The sequence below is a fragment of the Denitrobacterium detoxificans genome (genome assembly GCF_001643775.1).
GTDB classification, from domain to species: Bacteria; Actinomycetota; Coriobacteriia; order Coriobacteriales; family Eggerthellaceae; genus Denitrobacterium; species Denitrobacterium detoxificans.
The window spans coordinates 878,292-896,025 of record NZ_CP011402.1; the positions used below are offsets into that span (position 1 = coordinate 878,292).

Annotated in this window: 14 protein-coding genes; all 14 read left to right on the forward strand. The window is 59.7% G+C overall.

The features are described from left to right. The first annotated feature begins 88 nt into the window (after positions 1–88). Positions 89–3,145, forward strand: a complete 3,057-nt coding sequence (locus tag AAY81_RS03585; RefSeq protein WP_156501487.1) for a CotH kinase family protein — start codon at positions 89–91, stop codon at positions 3,143–3,145. A 71-nt stretch (positions 3,146–3,216) separates the two neighbouring features. After that, positions 3,217–4,533 (forward strand): replication-associated recombination protein A, encoded by a 1,317-nt coding sequence (locus AAY81_RS03590; RefSeq protein ID WP_066661479.1) that lies wholly within the window; start codon positions 3,217–3,219, stop codon positions 4,531–4,533. Between the two features lie 48 nt (positions 4,534–4,581). Next, on the forward strand, positions 4,582–5,157 hold the full coding sequence (locus AAY81_RS03595) for a DUF948 domain-containing protein (protein ID WP_066661483.1): 576 nt from the start codon (positions 4,582–4,584) through the stop codon (positions 5,155–5,157). Then, the gene (locus AAY81_RS03600; RefSeq protein ID WP_066661488.1) at positions 5,158–6,573 is read left to right on the forward strand and encodes an AI-2E family transporter; all 1,416 of its coding nucleotides are present in this window, start codon (positions 5,158–5,160) and stop codon (positions 6,571–6,573) included. It begins immediately after the preceding gene. Positions 6,574–6,734: 161 nt separating this feature from the next. Next, positions 6,735–9,374: an alanine--tRNA ligase gene (gene alaS, locus AAY81_RS03605; protein ID WP_066661491.1), complete on the forward strand. Its 2,640-nt coding sequence runs from the start codon at positions 6,735–6,737 to the stop codon at positions 9,372–9,374. After that, complete coding sequence (gene ruvX, locus AAY81_RS03610; RefSeq protein ID WP_066661493.1) at positions 9,374–9,835, forward strand: Holliday junction resolvase RuvX; 462 nt, start codon at positions 9,374–9,376, stop codon at positions 9,833–9,835. Before alaS ends, ruvX begins: the two co-directional genes overlap by 1 nt. Before the next feature lie 127 nt (positions 9,836–9,962). After that, positions 9,963–10,997 carry an endolytic transglycosylase MltG gene (gene mltG, locus AAY81_RS03615; RefSeq protein WP_240480618.1) on the forward strand — a complete coding sequence of 345 codons (1,035 nt, stop codon included), beginning with the start codon at positions 9,963–9,965 and terminating at the stop codon, positions 10,995–10,997. A 14-nt stretch (positions 10,998–11,011) separates the two neighbouring features. Then, entirely contained in the window at positions 11,012–11,548 is a 537-nt protein-coding gene (locus AAY81_RS03620; protein ID WP_066661497.1) for a YqeG family HAD IIIA-type phosphatase, read from the forward strand. 107 nt (positions 11,549–11,655) lie between these two features. Further along, complete coding sequence (aroC, locus tag AAY81_RS03625) at positions 11,656–12,825, forward strand: chorismate synthase (RefSeq protein ID WP_066661499.1); 1,170 nt, start codon at positions 11,656–11,658, stop codon at positions 12,823–12,825. Between the two features lie 4 nt (positions 12,826–12,829). Next, on the forward strand, positions 12,830–13,378 hold the full coding sequence (locus AAY81_RS03630) for a shikimate kinase (protein WP_066661502.1): 549 nt from the start codon (positions 12,830–12,832) through the stop codon (positions 13,376–13,378). Further along, on the forward strand, positions 13,360–14,463 hold the full coding sequence (gene aroB / locus AAY81_RS03635) for a 3-dehydroquinate synthase (protein WP_066661505.1): 1,104 nt from the start codon (positions 13,360–13,362) through the stop codon (positions 14,461–14,463). Before AAY81_RS03630 ends, aroB begins: the two co-directional genes overlap by 19 nt. Positions 14,464–14,510: 47 nt before the next feature. Continuing rightward, a complete protein-coding gene (locus AAY81_RS03640; protein ID WP_066664907.1) occupies positions 14,511–15,617 on the forward strand; it encodes a M24 family metallopeptidase in 1,107 nt (368 codons plus the stop codon). Positions 15,618–15,655: 38 nt separating this feature from the next. Next, complete coding sequence (gene efp / locus AAY81_RS03645; protein ID WP_066661508.1) at positions 15,656–16,216, forward strand: elongation factor P; 561 nt, start codon at positions 15,656–15,658, stop codon at positions 16,214–16,216. Between the two features lie 131 nt (positions 16,217–16,347). Further along, positions 16,348–17,601, forward strand: a complete 1,254-nt coding sequence (sstT, locus tag AAY81_RS03650; RefSeq protein WP_066661517.1) for a serine/threonine transporter SstT — start codon at positions 16,348–16,350, stop codon at positions 17,599–17,601. Positions 17,602–17,734 lie beyond the last annotated feature (133 nt).

Consider the following 17,734-nt stretch of genomic DNA (forward strand, 5'->3'; position numbering starts at 1 on the left):
CCCTACTTGTATTGTTTACGCTCGGGAGGGTCACGTGTCTCGTTTGTCAGGTATTGCTCGTTTTCGTTTCGTCGTCCTTTTCATTGGCATGCTCATTGCATGTTGCGCGTTCGCGCCGGTTGCCGCGTATGCTGCCGAGGGCGATGCCGATCAGGTTTCGCCCGTGCAAGCGGTAGCTAATGCGCAGGTTGAAGAGGGCGCCGTAGTGGGCAACGACCCGCTCCCTGCGGTTGAAGGCTCTGCCTCTGAGGGCGGCGCGGACCAGCTTGCGCAGTCCCTTGACGGATCCGGCTCTTCTCAGGGCAATTCCTCCGCGAATGATGAAGTTGGCGAGGGGGTTTCTGGCGATGCGTCGCTTTCGCAATCCGTCGGTGCGGAAGATTCGCTGAACGAGGGCGCGTCGTCTTCGTCCGCTGCCGCGACGGAGGGTGCAGATGCGGCGCTTTCCGCGCAAGGCGAGGTCGATGCCGCGAGTGACGAGACCGAAGGTGACGTTCTGGCCGCTTCGGATTCCAGCTATGAGGAAACCCATCAGAACGTCTATCGCCTCTATAACCCCAATTCGGGCGAGCATTTCTACACGGTTTCGCTCGACGAAGCCGTGTCGGTTTGCCAGGCGGGCTGGCAGTGGGAGTCGGTTGGCTGGGTGGCTCCCATCACGTCGAATGCGCCCGTGTTTCGTCTGTACAACCCCAACGGGGGCGACCATCATTACACGCGCTCGGTCGTGGAGCGCGACCGTCTGAGGGCATTGGGCTGGAAGTACGAAGGCATTAGCTGGTACTCCGATGACTCTTCCCAGCTGCCCATCTATCGCGAGTACAACCCCAATGCGGTCTCGGGCGCGCATAACTTCACCGCAAGCTTGGCCGAGGATACGTCCTTGGGTAAGGCGGGATGGAATCGCGAGGGCATTGGATGGTATGCCACGAATGGCTCCGTTATCGCCATTCAGGGCCAGTGGATCACCACTTCGGCGTGGGGGTCCAAGCAAACGTACTGGCTTGCTTCCGATGGCTCTATCGCCCGTTCCCGCATCGTATCTGTGTCGGAAGGTGCGGGCTTTGATTTCTACGTGGGGTCAAATGGCGTGGTACAAAAGGGGCTCGTGACGCTTTCGGATGGGTCGACGTATTATGCGGGGTCCCATGGCGCTCTTGCCCCATCGTTTTCCGTGGTCGTGGCAAATGGGCAGAGCGGCGTACTGCAGACTCTCTCTTCTGCGGCAGCGTCGAATGGCGTGTATTTGTTCCTTCCCTCGTGCGCGTCCACCGATTCGGTTACGTTTTCCGCTCGAGCGTACGACGGGGAACTGGTGAGCGTTTCGCTTTCGGGCAACGGCATTTCGGCAGTGGTGCAGGATGGCACCGTGATCAGCCTCTCCTCGTTGGATGCCCTGCTTTCCTCGCAGGGAAGCGCGACGTTTTCCATTTCGTACGGCGCGGGGCATACGGCTCCCTTCGTTATCATGAAGTCGGCTTACATCGATGCAATGTTCCTTACCAGCGCAGATGCTGAAAACTATGGGCGGTCCTATGTCGAGGGGAGCGCCGACCATTCTGCGAAGGCGAGCATTGCCGTAACGCTCCTTACGCCTTCGGGCGATGTGGTGTACGATGCCGATGATTTGGCTTCGGGTTCCTTGTCTACTATCAAGGGGCGTGGTAATTCCACGTGGGGGCTTGGCGTGAAAAAGCCCTATCAGATTTCGCTTTCGAAGAAGGCCGACCTGCTGGAAACGGGCGACTCCGCGAATAAGGCGAAGAAGTGGATTCTGCTGGCGGGGTCTGCCGATCCTACCTTGATTCATACCGCCATAGCCTATGACCTAGGTCTTGAGCTGGGGATGCTTGGCATGCAGGGTGCGTTCGTCGACCTGTACTACGATGGCGAGTACCGAGGCACGTACTACCTATGTGAAAAGGTTGAGATCAAGTCGGGGCGCGTTTCCATTACTGATTTGGAAAGCGCCATCGAGAAGGCCTGCAAGAAGGCGGGCGTCGACCTGGAGGCATTGCCTACGGCGCAGGGTACGAATGCGTATGGGTACGCCTACCAGTACGTTGATGGCGCTGAAGATCCCGATGACATAACGGGCGGCTACCTCATCGAGCGTGATGGAGCGTACTATGCCTCCGAGACGTGTTGGTTCTCTACGAGCATCGGCAACTTCGTGGTGAAGAGCCCCGAGCGTTGCTCCGAGGCGTGCATGAAGTACATCAGCGAATACGTGCAGCGTGCCATCGATGCCGTATATGCCGACGTGTTCTATACCGATGGGTCTGCTCCGTCGTTTGACCTAGAGTCCTTGGCCCAATCGTTCGCAGTAAGCGAATTCTTCAAGAACATCGACGCCTTCTATACTTCCACGTTCTTCTATAAGGACGCCGATGGGCCCGATGGTTCGTATTCGGTTCTCTACGCGGAGCCGTTGTGGGATTTTGACGCCTCCATGGGCATGCGCATCGATTGGAGCACCAATGCATTTCGTTCGTACGAGGGCTTTGTGGTCCCGGGTACGAAATGGCTGTACAACAGCACCGTGGTGCTCGAACGCGTGCGCGAATTGCTCTCGACGAGCATCTGCCCTCTCATTTCGAGTGTCGTGCTGGGCGACGCGGATGCGGTGGGCAGCAACGGCGTTGTGCATTCCATTGCCTATTACCAGAACCTCGTGTCGTTTTCCCAGCGCATGAACGAAGTGCTGTTTGGCGTCACCTCGTTCAACAACGAGTTTGAGCCCTTCGAAACGTACGATGCGAACGTTGCTTACCTGGAGGACTGGCTGACTTGGCGCGTTAGGTGGATGAACGACAACATCGACACGTTTACCGCCGACAATGGCGTCATCGAGAACCCGACGAGCGTCTACCAGGGCATCGATTATTCTGACGTGTACGATTTCTACTACTACCAGGCTATGAATCCCGATGTTGCCGCGCGTTACGGAAACGATTACGCGGGTACGCTCCAGCATTTCGTGCAGTACGGCATGGCCGAGGGGCGTATCGCCTCGTACAACTTCAACTGGGCGACGTATCGCGCGCGCTATGCCGATCTGCGTGCGGCGTTCGGCAAGGACAAGGCTGCGTACTATCGCCATTTCATGGAGTACGGGTTCTATGAGGGGCGCACGGCATGCTAGTGCGTTTGCGCTAACGTGGCGTTCCCGTTGCGTTACGGTTGGTCCATGTCCCATGTGCTAAGCTTGCGGACATGGATACTCTTTTCAGCGAAATAGAAAACCAGGCACGCCGTTCGGTTGCGCCCCTGGCTGTGCGCATGCGTCCTCGCGCGCTTGATGAGCTCGTGGGCCAGCAGGAAGCCTGCGGCCCCGATAGCTGGTTGCGTGCCGCCATCGACCGCGACGATCTTACGAGCGTGATTCTGTTCGGGCCTGCGGGTACGGGCAAAACGTCCATCGCGCATATCATTGCCGAGAGCACGAAGGCCACGTTCGTCGAGGTGTCTGCCATCGGCGGTACCGTAGCCGATTTGCGTCGCGAAATCGCGGCGGCGGAAAAGCGCCTTACGTCGAGCGGCCTGCGCACCATCCTGTTCGTCGACGAGATTCACCGGTTCAATCGCAGCCAGCAGGATTCGCTGCTGCATGCCGTGGAAAATCGCATCGTCGTGTTGGTGGGCGCCACTACGGAAAACCCGTTCTTCGAGGTAAATTCCGCGCTTATATCCCGCAGTCGCATTGTGGAGCTGCACGGTCTTTCCAACGAGGACATCAGCACCTTGCTCGATAACGCGCTGAGCGACGAGCGTGGCTTTGGCGGCAGATACGAATTGTCGTCCGAAGCGCGCGAGCGCATTGCGCTGCTCTGCGGTGGCGATGGGCGTTCCGCGCTTACCACGCTCGAGCTGGCCGCCGCCCTGGTGGAGCCGGGCGAGCCGGGCAAGCCCGCGACCATCGACTTGAATGCGGTCGATACTGCCACGCCGTATCGCAGCCTTCCGTACGACAAGAACAAGGACATGCACTACGACGTCATTTCCGCGTTCATCAAGTCTATGCGCGGTAGCGATCCCGATGCGGCGCTGTACTGGCTTGCGCGCATGATCGACGGTGGGGAAGACCCCAAGTTCATTGCGCGTCGCATGATGATTGCCGCTTCGGAAGACGTGGGCAATGCCGACCCCCAGGCGCTGCTCATTGCGCATGCGGCCTTCAAGTCCGCCGAGGTCATTGGCTACCCTGAATGCCGCATCAATCTTGCGCAGGCGGCCATCTACCTGGCGCTTGCCCCCAAGAGCAATGCTGCGGAAGCGGGTATCGACGCCGCCTTGCGTGAAGTGCGCAACGGCCCGGCGCGTCAGGTGCCCTCGTATCTGCGCGACCGCCATCGTCCTGGTTCCGAGAAATACGGGCAGTACAAGTATCCGCATGACTACCCTGCGGGGTGGGTCGATCAGCGGTATCTTCCCGATGGCCTCGAGCCCGGTTGCTTCTTCAACCCCACGGAACGGGGTTGGGAAGGGTATCGCATGGACGTTACCCGACGTGACCGTGGTCAGCGTCGGTAGTGATAGAATCAAAGTAGTATTTGTCTACGCGCACTCAGGAGGATTCCCATGGACGCGTCTTCGGTTTTCGGCATCATCGTTCCCATTGTCTTCTCGCTTGTGGGAATTGCGCTCATCTGGCTCATCATCGAGCTCGTCAAGACGGTGCGCAACGCGAACGATATGGTCGTATCCGCGCAAGAGAAGCTCATTCCCGCACTTGATCACATCGAGAAGGTAACGGGTTCTCTCGAGCCCGCCGCCGAGCGCGTCGATCCGCTCGTCGAGCGCGTATCGCTTACCGTCGACGCTGCGAACCTCGAGCTCATGCGCGTCGATCAGATTCTCGAGGACGTTTCCGAAGTGACGGGTAGCGTTTCCAGTGCTGCTGGTTCCATCGATTCCATCACGAAGGCTCCCGCCAACTTGGTAAGCACCATTTCCACGAAGGTGAGCGATGTCCTGGGTGGTCACAAGTCCAGCGACGTGGCTGAACAGCTGGCCCAGGCGAAGGCTCAGGCCGAGGCTGCCCAGGTGGCTTCCGAAGAGCCTGAGGCCGCTCCCCAGCAGGAGCCCCAGTCCAAGGCCGAAGCTTCTTCCGATGCTCCGGCGTATTTCACCTATGGCCAGGAAAAGGCCGAATAGATGCCACTGCCTGTGGAGGGGGAGGCAACTGCTCCCGACGAGCGTTCGGTGGACGCATCGTCTTCCAGCGAAAAGGTAAAGATTTGGGGCGCACGGGCGCTCAAGGTGTGGACGCTCATTGGTGCTGCGTTCTTGGTGTATGCCTTCGGATTGCTGCTCAAGGTCATGGAGCTTCCCGTTGGCATCGCCATATGGACGGGCATCATCTTCTTCTGCCTGCGCGGGTTCGTGAACGGGCTCTCGAATAGGGGAATGAGCCGTTTTTGGGCCGTGGTGTGCGGTTATGCGTTGTTTGCCGTGGTTATTGCGGCGGTCGTGGTGCTCATGTCGTCGCCCTTCTTTGGCATCGGCGACCAGTTCGTTAGCTTGGTGCAGGATATTCCCGCCTACGCGAACGACCTTGGGGCTGCGTACCAGTCGTTCATGGCCGAGCATCAGGACCTGCTTGCCAACCCCACGGTGAGCGACATTATCAACGATGCCACGAACGCTGCTGCCGATTGGGCGAATGGGCTCGTGTCTTCCAGCGTAACCGCCATGGCGAGCATTGGCTCTGCCGTTTCGGGAACGCTGTTCTGCCTAGGATTCGCTCTGGTGGTTGCGTTTTGGTTGCTGCTCATCTCGCCCGACATGGTGCGCGAGATGCATCGCCTGGTGGGCAACAAGCATCGCGAGGGCCTGTCGTTTCTGCACTTCACGTTCACGCGCGTGGTGGGTGGCTACATCAAGGGCACGGCGCTGCAGTGTGGCATCATTGCCCTGGGGTGCGCCATCGCATTTGCCATACTGGGCATTCCCAACGCCATTGCCTTCGCCATCATTACGGGTTTGCTGAACATCATCCCCGTCATCGGTCCCTGGCTCGGTGGCATTGCCGCCGCTGGCGCCGCGCTTCCGTATAGCCTGCCCGTTGCCGCCATCGCCCTGGTGGTCACCATTACGATCCAGCAGGTGGTCTACACGTTCATCAGCCCGAAGATCATGTCGGAATCCGTTGACGTGCATCCCATGCTCGTCATCTTCGCCATGACCATCGGCCTGGCTGCGGGTACCCAGATGAACGGCATGGTTGGCGGCCTTACCGGCATGTTGCTGGGCATCCCCGTTGCCGCCATGAGCAAGTCGATGTTCGTGTACTTCTTCGAAAAGCGCACCGGTCGTTCCATCGTTTCCGAAGATGGCGTCTTCTTCAAGGGAACGCCGGCGGGCGAGGGGTCGGTCGATCCGCGCCGCGATGCCGTTTCTCCGGTACGGCTTTCCACGCGTTTGAAGTCGGGAATGAAGCGCGCTGCCCACAAGGCGGGCGAGTCGGCGCATCATGCCATCGAGGCTGCCGACGAAGCCGCTCATCATGCGGTAGATTCCGTCGAGGAATCGGTCGATCGCCTTTCCGGTCGCGACGATTCGAAGCGCTAGGCTCCCTTCTTCTATTGATTTGCGGAAACTTCACGTACTCGTGCCCGAGTAACTACGTGGGCGTTAGAATGTACGTTCGGAAATCAACGGGGCCGTAGGCGTAGCCATTGCACGTGCGGCTCTCGTGCATATATTGGGCAATCCAATGGCAGAGGAACCACATGCACTACATGACTACCGCCGAAATACGCGAAGCGTATCTGCATTACTTCGAGGAAAAGGGCTGCAAGCGCATGCCTTCCAGCTCGCTTATCCCCGACGATCCCAGCCTGCTGCTCACGAGCGCCGGCATGGTGCAGTTCAAGCCTTACTTCCTGCAGCAGAAGCACCTCGAGGCTCCCTACATTGGCACCACCACGGTTCAGAAGTGCGTGCGCACCAACGATATCGACATCATCGGCACCGATGGTCGTCACCTGAGCTTCTTCGAGATGCTCGGCAACTTCAGCTTTGGCGAGTACTTTAAGAACGAGATGTGCGCTTGGGCCCTCGACTTTAGCGTGAACGTGCTTGGCCTTCCCATGGAAAAGCTCTATTTCACCGTTTTCGAGAACGACGATGAGACCATCGAGATCTGGAAGGGTCTGGGCGTCGAGGAAAGCCATATCACTAAGCTTGGCGAAGACGACAACTTCTGGCGCGCCGGTCCCACCGGCCCCTGTGGTCCCTGCAGCGAAATCTACTTCGACCAGGGTCCCGAAGTGGGTTGCGGTAGCCCCGATTGCGCTCCCGGTTGCGATTGTGACCGCTTCCTCGAGTACTGGAATTGTGTGTTCACGCAGTACGACGGCCAGGAAGATGGCACGCTTGCCCCGCTTCCGAAGAAGAACATCGATACCGGCATGGGCCTCGAGCGCATCGCGGCCATCATGCAGGGCGTGCAGAGCAACTTCGACACCGACGTGCTCCATGGCCTCATTCAGGTGGGCGAGCGTCTTTCCGGCAAGACGTACGGCGAAGAAGAGGCCGTCGACATGGCGCTGCGCGTTATGGCCGACCATGCGCGTTCCGTCACGTTCATGATTGCCGATGGCATCCTGCCTTCGAACGAGGGCCGTGGCTACGTGCTGCGCCGCCTGCTCCGCCGTGCGGTTATGAAGGGCCATCTGCTGAACATCGAAGGTGCCTTCCTTGGTTCGTTCGTTGACAACATCATCGACGTCATGGGTCCCGTATATCCCGAAATCGTCGAGAATCGCGAGCTCATTCACCGCGTTGTGCTCTCCGAGGAAGAGCGCTTTGGCGCCACGCTGCGCCAGGGTCGTACGTTCCTGGCCGAAGAGCTCGACGCTCTTTCCGGCAACATGCTTTCCGGTCAGGCCGCATTCACCCTGCACGATACCTATGGCTTCCCGCTGGAGGTTACGCAGGAGATGTGCGCCGAGCGCGGCATCGAAGTGGATACGAAGGAATTCGAGGAATGCATGCAGCGTCAGCGCGAGCGCGCGCGTGCTGCCACGCAGGGCGACGCCGAGGCTGCATGGAGCACCTACGATGGCTCCATGAACGCTATCCTCGAGGAAGTGGGCGCTACGGAGTTCTGCGGTTACGCTCAGAACGAGGCCCAGGCTACCGTGAAGGCCCTCGTACGCGATGGCCAGCGCGTTACGGAACTGCATGCGGGCGAAGAGGGCGGCATCGTGCTCGATGTTACGCCGTTCTACGCTGAAATGGGCGGCCAGGTGGGCGATACCGGCGCCATCTTTGGCGCATCCGGCCGTGCTGCCGTAAGCGATACGAAGCAGCCCGAAAAGGGTCTCTACATGCATTATGTTCGCGTCGAAGAGGGAACCCTTTCCCAGGGCGATGCCGTTACGGCATCCATCGACGTACTGCGTCGCGAGCGCATTCGCCGCAATCACACGGCTACCCATATCCTCCATCGTGCCCTGCGCGAGGTGCTGGGCGATCACGTAAAGCAGGCCGGTAGCCTCGTTGCTCCCGATCGTCTGCGTTTCGACTTCACGCACTTCGAAGGCGTCACGCGCGAGCAGCTCGACCAGGTCGAGGAAATCGCCAATCGCATCATCATGGAGAATCATGCTGTCAACACGTACGAGACGTCGCTTTCGCAAGCGCGCGAATCGGGCGTTACGGCGCTGTTCGGCGAGAAGTACGGCGAGGTCGTACGCGTGGTCGACGTCGATGGCTTCAGCAAGGAGCTCTGCGGCGGCACCCATGTGTCCAACACTGCCGAAATTGGCTTCGTGAAGATTACCGTGGAGCAGAGCGTCGGCGCCAACCTTCGCCGTATCGAAGCCGTGAGCAGCTTCGATGCCTTGTCGTACATGCATCGCATGGAAGCCGAGCTGCGCGCTACGGCTGCCGAGCTCAACGTGCCGCTGTTCGACGTGAACGAGCGTACCGCCTCTACGCTGGCCACGCTGAAGGACCTGCAGTTCAAGAACAAGCGTGCTCGCCAGGCGGCCGCTGCTGGTTCGCTCAGGCAGATCGTCGACGAGAATCTGAAGCGCGCGAAGGCGGGCTATCAGCTGCTGGCCGTGCGCATCGACAACATGGATGCCGGCGCGCTGCGTAACTCGTGGGATATCTTCCGTGGTCATGCGGAACCTGCCTGCGCCTGCGTGTTCGTTAGCCTGAACGGCGAAACGCCGCTCATCATGGCTGCTGGCACCGACGAAGCCGTGGAAGCTGGCTTCAACGCTGGTGCGCTCATCAAGAAGATCGCTCCTGCCATCAAGGGTGGCGGCGGTGGCAAGCCCACCATGGCCCAGGCGGGCGGCAAGGATGCCTCTGGTCTCGACGAGGCGCTCCGCCTGGCTCTTCAGGAGCTCATGTAGTGAGGGTCATGGCCCTCGATATCGGCAAGGTTCGCTGCGGCGTCGCAATCTGCGACCCGCGCGAATCCGTTGCCAGCCCCGTGTGCGTTCTTCCCACGAATGAAGTCGTGGGGAATGCCGCCTCGTTCCGTCGGGTGCTCGAAGATTGGGAACCGGACATGCTTCTCTCCGGTCTGCCGTACACCATGGCGGGCGAGGAAGGCCCGCAAGCTCAGCGCATCAGGGCTGCCGCTGGGGCCATTGCGAAGGCAACGGGCCTTCCGCTCGAGTTCACCGACGAGCGCCTGAGCTCTAGCGAGGCGAAACGCTCGTTGCGTGAAAAGGGATATCACGAGCGCGAGATGCGCGGAAAAGTGGATATGATAGCCGCGAGCCTGTTCCTGCAGGCTTGGCTCGATGAGCGTCGTTCGCGGCGTGAGGCCGAAGAAAGCGCCCCGTCATCGAGCACTGGCACTAGGTAATCGTCCGAAAGGTTTGTGCTTATCTATGGCTCTTCATCGACGCGTTACGTACTCTTCGCGTTCCAGCCATGCGGCGCGTCATGCTCATGCGCGTGGTGCACGCGAATTTCGCACGTATGATACATCGATGATTAAACCCAAGAAGCATCGCGGGCCCCTCGTGTTCGGCCTCGTGCTGGCCGTCATTCTCACGGTGCTACTCGTCTTCGGGTTCCGTTCGTGCGCAGGCTGCTCCACGTCCGACGTGCTGCCTGAGGGCACGCAGGCGAGTTTCACCATCGAGCAGGGCGAATCCACCTCTTCCATTGCCCAGACGCTTGCCGATTGCAAGCTCATTTCCCGCACGTCCGATTTCACCGATGCCGTGAAGGCCGCCAACGCGGAAAGCTCGTTGAAGCCTGGTACGTACACCATTGCGGGCGGTACGAGCGTCGAGGACATCATCAATCAGCTCGTTGCGGGCCCCAGTCTCGTTACGTTTACCGTTTCCGAAGGTCTTACCGTTCAGCAGACGGCTGAAGTCGTGGCGGAAGCGTACGATGGCTCCATCTCGGCAGACGATTTCCTTGCCGCTGCCTTCAACGCTTCGGCCTACGTATCCGACTATCCCTTCGTCGAGGGTGCGTACAACAATAGCCTCGAGGGCTTCCTGTTCCCGAAGACGTACAGCATTCAGTCGGGCGATACCGCCGACTCCGTCATTCGCCGCATGCTCGACCAGTATGCGCAGGAGGTTTCCTCGCTCGACTATTCATATGCCCAGAGCAAGGGCCTTTCCGCCTACGACGTGGTGAAGCTCGCGAGCGTCGTTCAGCGCGAGGCTGCTTCCGACAACATGACCACGGTTGCTTCGGTGTTCTACAACCGCCTTGCCTCGAACATGGCCCTGCAAAGCGACGCCACGGTTGCCTATGTTGTGGGGCACGACCCCACGTCCGACGATATCTCTACCGACAGTCCGTACAACACGTATGCCCAGAAGGGCTTGCCGGCTGGCCCCATTTGCTCGCCTGGCCTCGACGCCCTGCAGGCGGTCTGCTCGCCCGATCAGACGAACTACCTGTATTTCTACTTCGTCCCGAACGACCAGGGTGGCACCGACTACTACTTCAGCGAGACGTTTGAAGACCATCGCGCTGCCATCGAGGGCACGTCCAACTAGTTTGGGGCTGCGGTATGGGCATCGTGCATCCCGATAGGTATTTCGCTCGCATTTCCGCAATTGACGTGCAGAAGGACCTCTTGGGGTGCGGCATTACCCATGCGCTGCTCGATATGGACAATACGCTTGTCTCTCGCGCCTCGGGCGATGTGCCCTCTGACGTGCGGAATTGGCTTTCCCGTGCCAGGAATGCGGGCGTGAGTTTCTGCATCGTCTCGAACAACTGGCATGACACGCCTCGTATTCACGGTAGGGAACTGGGTATTCCCGTTGTCGCCAAGGCGTGCAAGCCGCTACCTCATGGGCTCTTGGCCGCCCGCGCTGCCATTGGTGCGCGCAGCAACGATACCGTCGTCATTGGCGACCAGCTGCTCACCGACGTCATGGGCGCCCACATGCTGGGCATGAAGGCGTATCTCGTCGCTCCGCTTTCGGAAGTCGACTTGCGCCACACCAACGCTCTCAAGCCCTTGCGCGAAGCGCTGCTAGCGGGCTTCGTTCCCGAAAACGAACACGCTGCCTCCTCTTGCGCACCAGACGCGCGCGATTAGGCCAAACCGTTCGTTTGCTCCTTTCGCGGCGCAGCTTGACGCGCGGACGCTCTGGCACTTTATCGTGCTAGAATCTCCCTAACATCCACAGCGACGTGAGGAATCGCATGCAGTTCGTTACAGCTGGCGAAAGCCATGGTCCGGCGCTCACCGCCATTGTCAGTGGGGTGCCTGCGGGCCTCCGCATTTCCGAATCACATGTCAACTCCGACCTTCGACGCCGTCAGTCGGGGTACGGCCGTGGTGGTCGTCAGCAAATCGAGACCGACCATGTCGAAGTTCAATCGGGCGTCCGCTTCGGCGTAACGCTGGGCACGCCCGTATGCCTGCGTGTTCCCAACCGCGATTGGCAGAACTGGACGGATCGCATGGCCGCGTCCGGCTCTGCTCCCAACGACCTCGTGCGCGAGGTGACGCCCCGTCCTGGTCATGCCGACTTGGTAGGTATCCTGAAGAACAACTCCGACGATTGCCGTAACGTGCTCGAACGCGCCAGCGCTCGCGAAACCGCTGCTCGCGTTGCTGCTGCCGGCATTGCACGCGAGTTCTTGGCGGAATTGGGCGTCGAAGTATTCAGCTACGTCACGTCCATCGGCAGCGCTCAGTACGAGGAATCCGACGCGTTCATGCGCTGCGGGAAGTACAACCTGGCCGACATCGAGCTCTCCGAAGTTCGCTGCCCCAGCGCCGAAGCTTCTCAGAAGATGATGAAGATGATCGACGTCGCCCGCATCAAGGGGGAAAGCCTTGGCGGTACGTTCCGCGTCGTGGCTACGGGCCTCGTTCCCGGCTTGGGCGATTTCTCGAGTGGCGCCAGCCGCCTTACCAGCAAGATTGGTGCCGCGTTGTTTGGCATCCCCGCCATCAAGGGTGTGGAATTCGGCATGGGCTTCCAGGCCGCTTCGCTTGAGGGCAGTCACGTTCACGACCCCATTGCGCTTACGCACGATGGTTTCACGCGCACCAGCAATAATGCTGGCGGCTTGGAAGGCGGCATGACCACGGGTATGCCACTGGTCGTTACGTGTGCCATGAAGCCCATTCCCACGCTGAAGAACCCTCTGGAAACGGTGAACATCGACACCATGGAACCTGCGCTTGCCAGTAGGGAGCGCAGCGACGTTTGCGCCGTGCCCGCTGCAGCTGTGGTGGGCGAGGCGGAAGTGGCGTTCGCGTTGGCTGCCGCCTACACCGAAAAGTTCGGCAGCGACAACATGCATGACATCAAGGCGAATCTCGCCTCGTACGTGGATCGCATCCGCACGCAGTCACGGTAACGTCATGGAACGCACGTTGTACACGCTTACGCGGCCGGTGTTTCTCATTGGCTTCATGGGGGCGGGCAAGACCACCATGGCGCGCCGTCTTGCGCGCGAGTGCGGTCTCATTTGCGCCGACACCGATCGCTGCATGGAGCGCAAGTACGGCATGAGTGCGAAGGAGCTCTACGAGCAAGCGGGCGAAGAGGGCTTTCGTCAGATGGAAGCCGAAACGCTCGAGGAATTCGTGCAGGGTGAACCTCGCATCATCGCATGCGGTGGCGGCATCGTCATGGGCGAGCGTAGCCGCGAGATCATTCGCACGTGTGGCTTTGCCGTCTATGTGCACGTTACGGCTGACGAAAGTGCCGAGCGCATCAGCAATCACGATTCGCGGCCGTTCTTTCATAGCATGGAATCCGTCCGTTCGGTCAACCAGGTGCGCGTGCCCCTGTACGAAGAGCTGGCCGACGTTACCGTTGATTCCTCTAGTCGCACGTCGGGTCGCATGGCCTATGAAGTGAAGGATATTCTCGTTAAGGAGGGCATACTGTGCCCAGTACGAAAGTAGTCGTCAATTTCGCAGATAAGCCCTCATACGATGTTCGCGTAGGCGCGGGTATTCTGCAGGGCATCGGGCAGCGCGTGCGTGCCACGTGCCCCCAGGCGCATCAGGCGCTCGTCATTACCGATTCGAATGTGGCGCCGCTCTATCTCGATGCTGCCGTTTCCAGCTTGAAGGCCGAGGGTCTGCGCACGTCGAGCATTACGATTCCCGCAGGCGAGGAAAGCAAGAGCGTTACCTGCCTTTCCGAGATTTGGCAGGCCATGGCTCAGAGGGGGCTCGACCGTTCTGCGTGCGTCGTTGCATTGGGTGGCGGCGTCGTTGGCGATTTGGCGGGGTTTGCCGCAGCTACGTACATGCGCGGCATTGGCTTCGTGCAGGCTCCCACCTCGCTGCTTGCCATGGTCGATTCTTCCGTGGGCGGCAAGACGGCCATCGACTTGCCGGCGGGGAAGAACCTGGCGGGAGCGTTCTACCAGCCTGCGTACGTTTGCGCCGATACCTCCACGCTCGCCACGTTGAACCAACGCGAATGGGCGTGCGGTTGCGGCGAGATTGCCAAATCTGCCGTCATAGGTGGCGATGATTTCTTCTTCTGGCTCGTCGAAAATGCATCGCGCCTGGCCGAGCGCGACCCCGAGGTGGTGAACGAGGCCATCGTTCGCAGCGTGGTGTTCAAGGCCGATGTGGTGGCTGCCGACGAGCAGGAACGTTCCGGTACGCGCGAGTGCCTGAACTATGGGCATACGCTGGGTCATGCCATCGAGAAGCTTGCGGGGTACGGTGTGTACTCCCATGGCGCCGCCGTGGCCGAGGGCATGCGCTTCGCGCTGCGCTTGGGCGTTGCCTTGGCCGATGCTCCCATCGACCTGGTGCACGAGCAGGACGCCCTGCTCGACAGCCTGGGCCTCGAGCCGCTTGCATTCAGCGCTTCGCCTAGCCAGATCATCGATGCCATGCGCTCCGACAAGAAGAACCGCGATGGCCAGATTCGCTTCGTCATTCCCAGCGACGTAGGCGCCTGGTCCGTCCTTCCCGTGGAAGAGGATATTCTGCGCGAGCACCTTGACGCTTGGTCTCGCTCGAAATAAGGTTCCAGCTGGAATAACACTATCAATGTAGATGGGGGATGAGCTCCATGAAACGCAGTTGTGCCGCGAGCGACCTTCGCTTGGCGCGCGTACGCAGGAAAATGAAGGTAGAGGGCATCGAGGTCCTTTTCCTGCGTGATACGAGTAACATTGCCTGGCTCACGGCATTCGACGACGTCTTCGACGACGAACGCGCTCATGCCGTTGTGGTTACGGCCGATTCGTGCGTGCTGCATACCGATTCGCGCTACGCTTCGGCATGCCGTGCCGCGGCGCAGGGTTCCCAGGTGGAAGTGGATGACATGCGCGCGGGACATGCCGCCTGGCTTGCGCAGAGATACCCCGATGCGCCCCATGTGGCCATCGAGGACGATATGCCCCTGCTGGAGTTTCGCGCTCTGGAGCGCGCATGGCAGGGGAGCGCCCCGTCGCTCATTGAAACGTCGGGTTTTGGCGTTTCCCTGCGCGCGGTGAAGGATAGTTACGAGGTTGAGCGCCTTATGGCTGCCCAGGCCGTAACCGATGCCGCCTTCAGCCATATCGTTTCGTTCATGAAGCCGGGCATGACCGAGCGCATGGTGCAAATCGAGCTCGAGGATTACATGACGCGCCACGGGGCCCGTGGCCTGGCCTTTTCGTCGATCGTCGCCACGGGTGCGAACGGCGCCCGCCCGCATGCCATTCCCGGTAACACGCGACTCGAAGCGGGGCAGTGCGTGGTCATGGATTTTGGCGCGCGTGCCCTGGGCTATTGCAGCGACATGACGCGCACGGTGTTTCTGGGCGAGCCCAGCGCGCAGCTCGCGCATGCCTACGAGGTATTGCGAAGCGCCAACGAGCAGGTAGAGGCGATGATTCGTCCGGGCGTCACCGGTGCGCAGGCGCATCAGCTGGCCGAGGATGTGCTTGCCGAAGGCGGCTATGCAGGTGCGATGGGGCATGGCCTGGGCCATGGCGTGGGTATCGACATTCACGAGCGTCCCGTGCTCGGCCCGCGCAACGATAAGCCCCTCGAGGCGGGTAACGTCGTGACAGTGGAGCCCGGCATCTACATCGAAGGCGAATTCGGCATGCGCCTCGAGGACTTCGGCTTGGTTACCCATGATGGTTTTAGGGTATTTACACAATCTACGCACGATTTAGTTATAATCTAGCGGTTATCTTGCAAAGAAGACAAGAAGGGTAATCCGATATGGCAATCTCCACCGCAGACTTCAAGAACGGCATCTGCATCGAATACAACAACAAGCTCTGGACCATCGCCGAGTTCCAGCATGTGAAGCCCGGCAAGGGTGGTGCGTTCGTGCGCACGAAGCTTCGCGATATCCGTTCCGGTCGCGTGGTTGAATACACGTTCAACAGTGGAACGAAGTTCGATAGCGTTCGCCTGGAAGAGCGCAAGATGCAGTACCTGTACAACGACGGCGCCGATTACTACTTCATGGATCCCGTTTCCTACGAGCAGATGAGCATCCCCACCGACGTCATCGGCGACAACGCCAAGTGGCTCAAGGAAAACGACGAAGTCACCCTGCAGTACGCCGGCGAAGAGCTCATCAGCATCTCTCCGCAGATGTTCGTTGAACTCGAAATTACCGAGACCGACCCCGGCTTCAAGGGCGACACGGTTCAGGGTGGCACGAAGCCCGCTACGCTCGAAACGGGCGCCGTGGTGAACGTTCCCATGTACATCAACGTGGGTGAAGTCGTTCAGATCGACACGCGCGACGGTCGTTTCGTAAAGCGTGTCTAGTTCGCATTACACTGCATGACGCGGCGGGCGGTTCCTTATGGGGCCGCCCGCCTTTTTATTTGGGTAAACCCTCTTGCCACTACAGCCTAATAGAGTGAAAATAGTTAGATAGTCTAACGAGAGGAACCACCGTGAAAAAGATCTGGGATACTTGGAATTCGTGGAGTCTCATTCTGCGAATCGTTTGCGGTTTGGCCGTGGGTACCATTCTCGCACTTGTCATTCCGAATTCAGAATGGATCGCGTTGCTTGGCACGTTGTTCGTGTCTGCCTTGAAGGCGATTGCCCCCATTCTCGTTTTCTTCCTGATCATCAGCGCATTGTGCAACGCGAACCGTGTGGGTGCCATGAAGCGCATCGTAGTGCTGTACCTGGTAAGCACGTTCATTGCTGGCGTTGTTGCCGTGCTTGCAACGTACATCTTCCCCCTGCACGTTACGCTCGAAGGCGTGGAGGCCGCCACGAAGACGGCGCCCTCTGGCGTGGGCGAAGTGCTCTCCAACTTGCTGGTCAGCGTAGTGTCCAACCCCGTGGGCTCGCTTACGGAAGCGAACTACCTGGGCATCCTCTGCTGGGCCGTGCTTCTTGGCGTGGCGCTGCGCGCCGCTTCCGATGGCACCAAGAACCTGTTCGCCGACATCGCCGAAGCCGTTTCCCGCGTGGTGCGCATCATCATCTCGTTCGCTCCGTTCGGCGTTTTGGGCTTGGTGTACGATGCCGTTTCCACCAGTGGCCTCAGCATCTTCAACGAGTATCGCGATTTGCTGCTGGTGCTCGTGGGCTGCATGCTCTTCATCGCATTCGTCACGAACCCGCTTATGGTCTGGGTCAACATCCGCAAGAACCCGTATCCGCTGGTATTTCGCTGCCTGCGCGACTCGGCCATCACCGCGTTCTTCACGCGTAGCTCCGCGGCAAACATCCCCGTGAACATGGAGCTCTGCCGTAAGCTTGGCCTCGATCCCGACAACTATTCCGTGTCCATTCCGCTGGGCGCTACCATCAACATGGCTGGTGCTTGCGTGACCATTACCGTCATGGCCATGGCTGCCGCCCAGACCATGGGCGTTCAGGTCGACTTCCTCACGGCCGTCATCCTGTGCGTGCTCGCAGCCGTTTCCGCATGCGGTGCTTCCGGCGTCGCTGGCGGTAGCCTGCTGCTCATCCCCGTGGCTTGCTCGCTTCTGGGCATTGGCGGCGACATCGCCATGCAGATGGTGGGCATTGGCTTCATTATCGGCGTGGTGCAGGACTCTTGCGAAACTGCCCTGAACTCTTCTTCCGACGCGCTCTTCACGGCCACGGCGGAATACGTTCAGTGGAACAAGGACGGCAAGGACTACATCCCCGGCAAGGATGCTGAGGGGGTTTCAGCTGCTCTATAGCTCATACCCGCTTTATGTCCGAAACGGGTTGGGGCATAAGCTTCCAGCCCGTTTTTCGTATGCAGCATTCGGTGGGGTAGTGCCCAATGCCGCCATGCACACAGTTTGTGTACCTTGTCCATGAAATTACCCG

Excerpts from the sequence above, each read along its gene's own strand:
- AAY81_RS03585 (WP_156501487.1), top strand. The coding sequence starts at position 89 with ATGCTCATTGCATGTTGCGCGTTCGCGCCGGTTGCCGCGTATGCTGCC.
- AAY81_RS03590 (WP_066661479.1), top strand. The coding sequence starts at position 3,217 with ATGGATACTCTTTTCAGCGAAATAGAAAACCAGGCACGCCGTTCGGTT.
- AAY81_RS03595 (WP_066661483.1), top strand. The coding sequence starts at position 4,582 with ATGGACGCGTCTTCGGTTTTCGGCATCATCGTTCCCATTGTCTTCTCG.
- AAY81_RS03600 (WP_066661488.1), top strand. The coding sequence starts at position 5,158 with ATGCCACTGCCTGTGGAGGGGGAGGCAACTGCTCCCGACGAGCGTTCG.
- alaS (WP_066661491.1), top strand. The coding sequence starts at position 6,735 with ATGCACTACATGACTACCGCCGAAATACGCGAAGCGTATCTGCATTAC.
- mltG (WP_240480618.1), top strand. The coding sequence starts at position 9,963 with ATGATTAAACCCAAGAAGCATCGCGGGCCCCTCGTGTTCGGCCTCGTG.
- AAY81_RS03620 (WP_066661497.1), top strand. The coding sequence starts at position 11,012 with ATGGGCATCGTGCATCCCGATAGGTATTTCGCTCGCATTTCCGCAATT.
- aroC (WP_066661499.1), top strand. The coding sequence starts at position 11,656 with ATGCAGTTCGTTACAGCTGGCGAAAGCCATGGTCCGGCGCTCACCGCC.
- AAY81_RS03630 (WP_066661502.1), top strand. The coding sequence starts at position 12,830 with ATGGAACGCACGTTGTACACGCTTACGCGGCCGGTGTTTCTCATTGGC.
- AAY81_RS03640 (WP_066664907.1), top strand. The coding sequence starts at position 14,511 with ATGAAACGCAGTTGTGCCGCGAGCGACCTTCGCTTGGCGCGCGTACGC.
- efp (WP_066661508.1), top strand. The coding sequence starts at position 15,656 with ATGGCAATCTCCACCGCAGACTTCAAGAACGGCATCTGCATCGAATAC.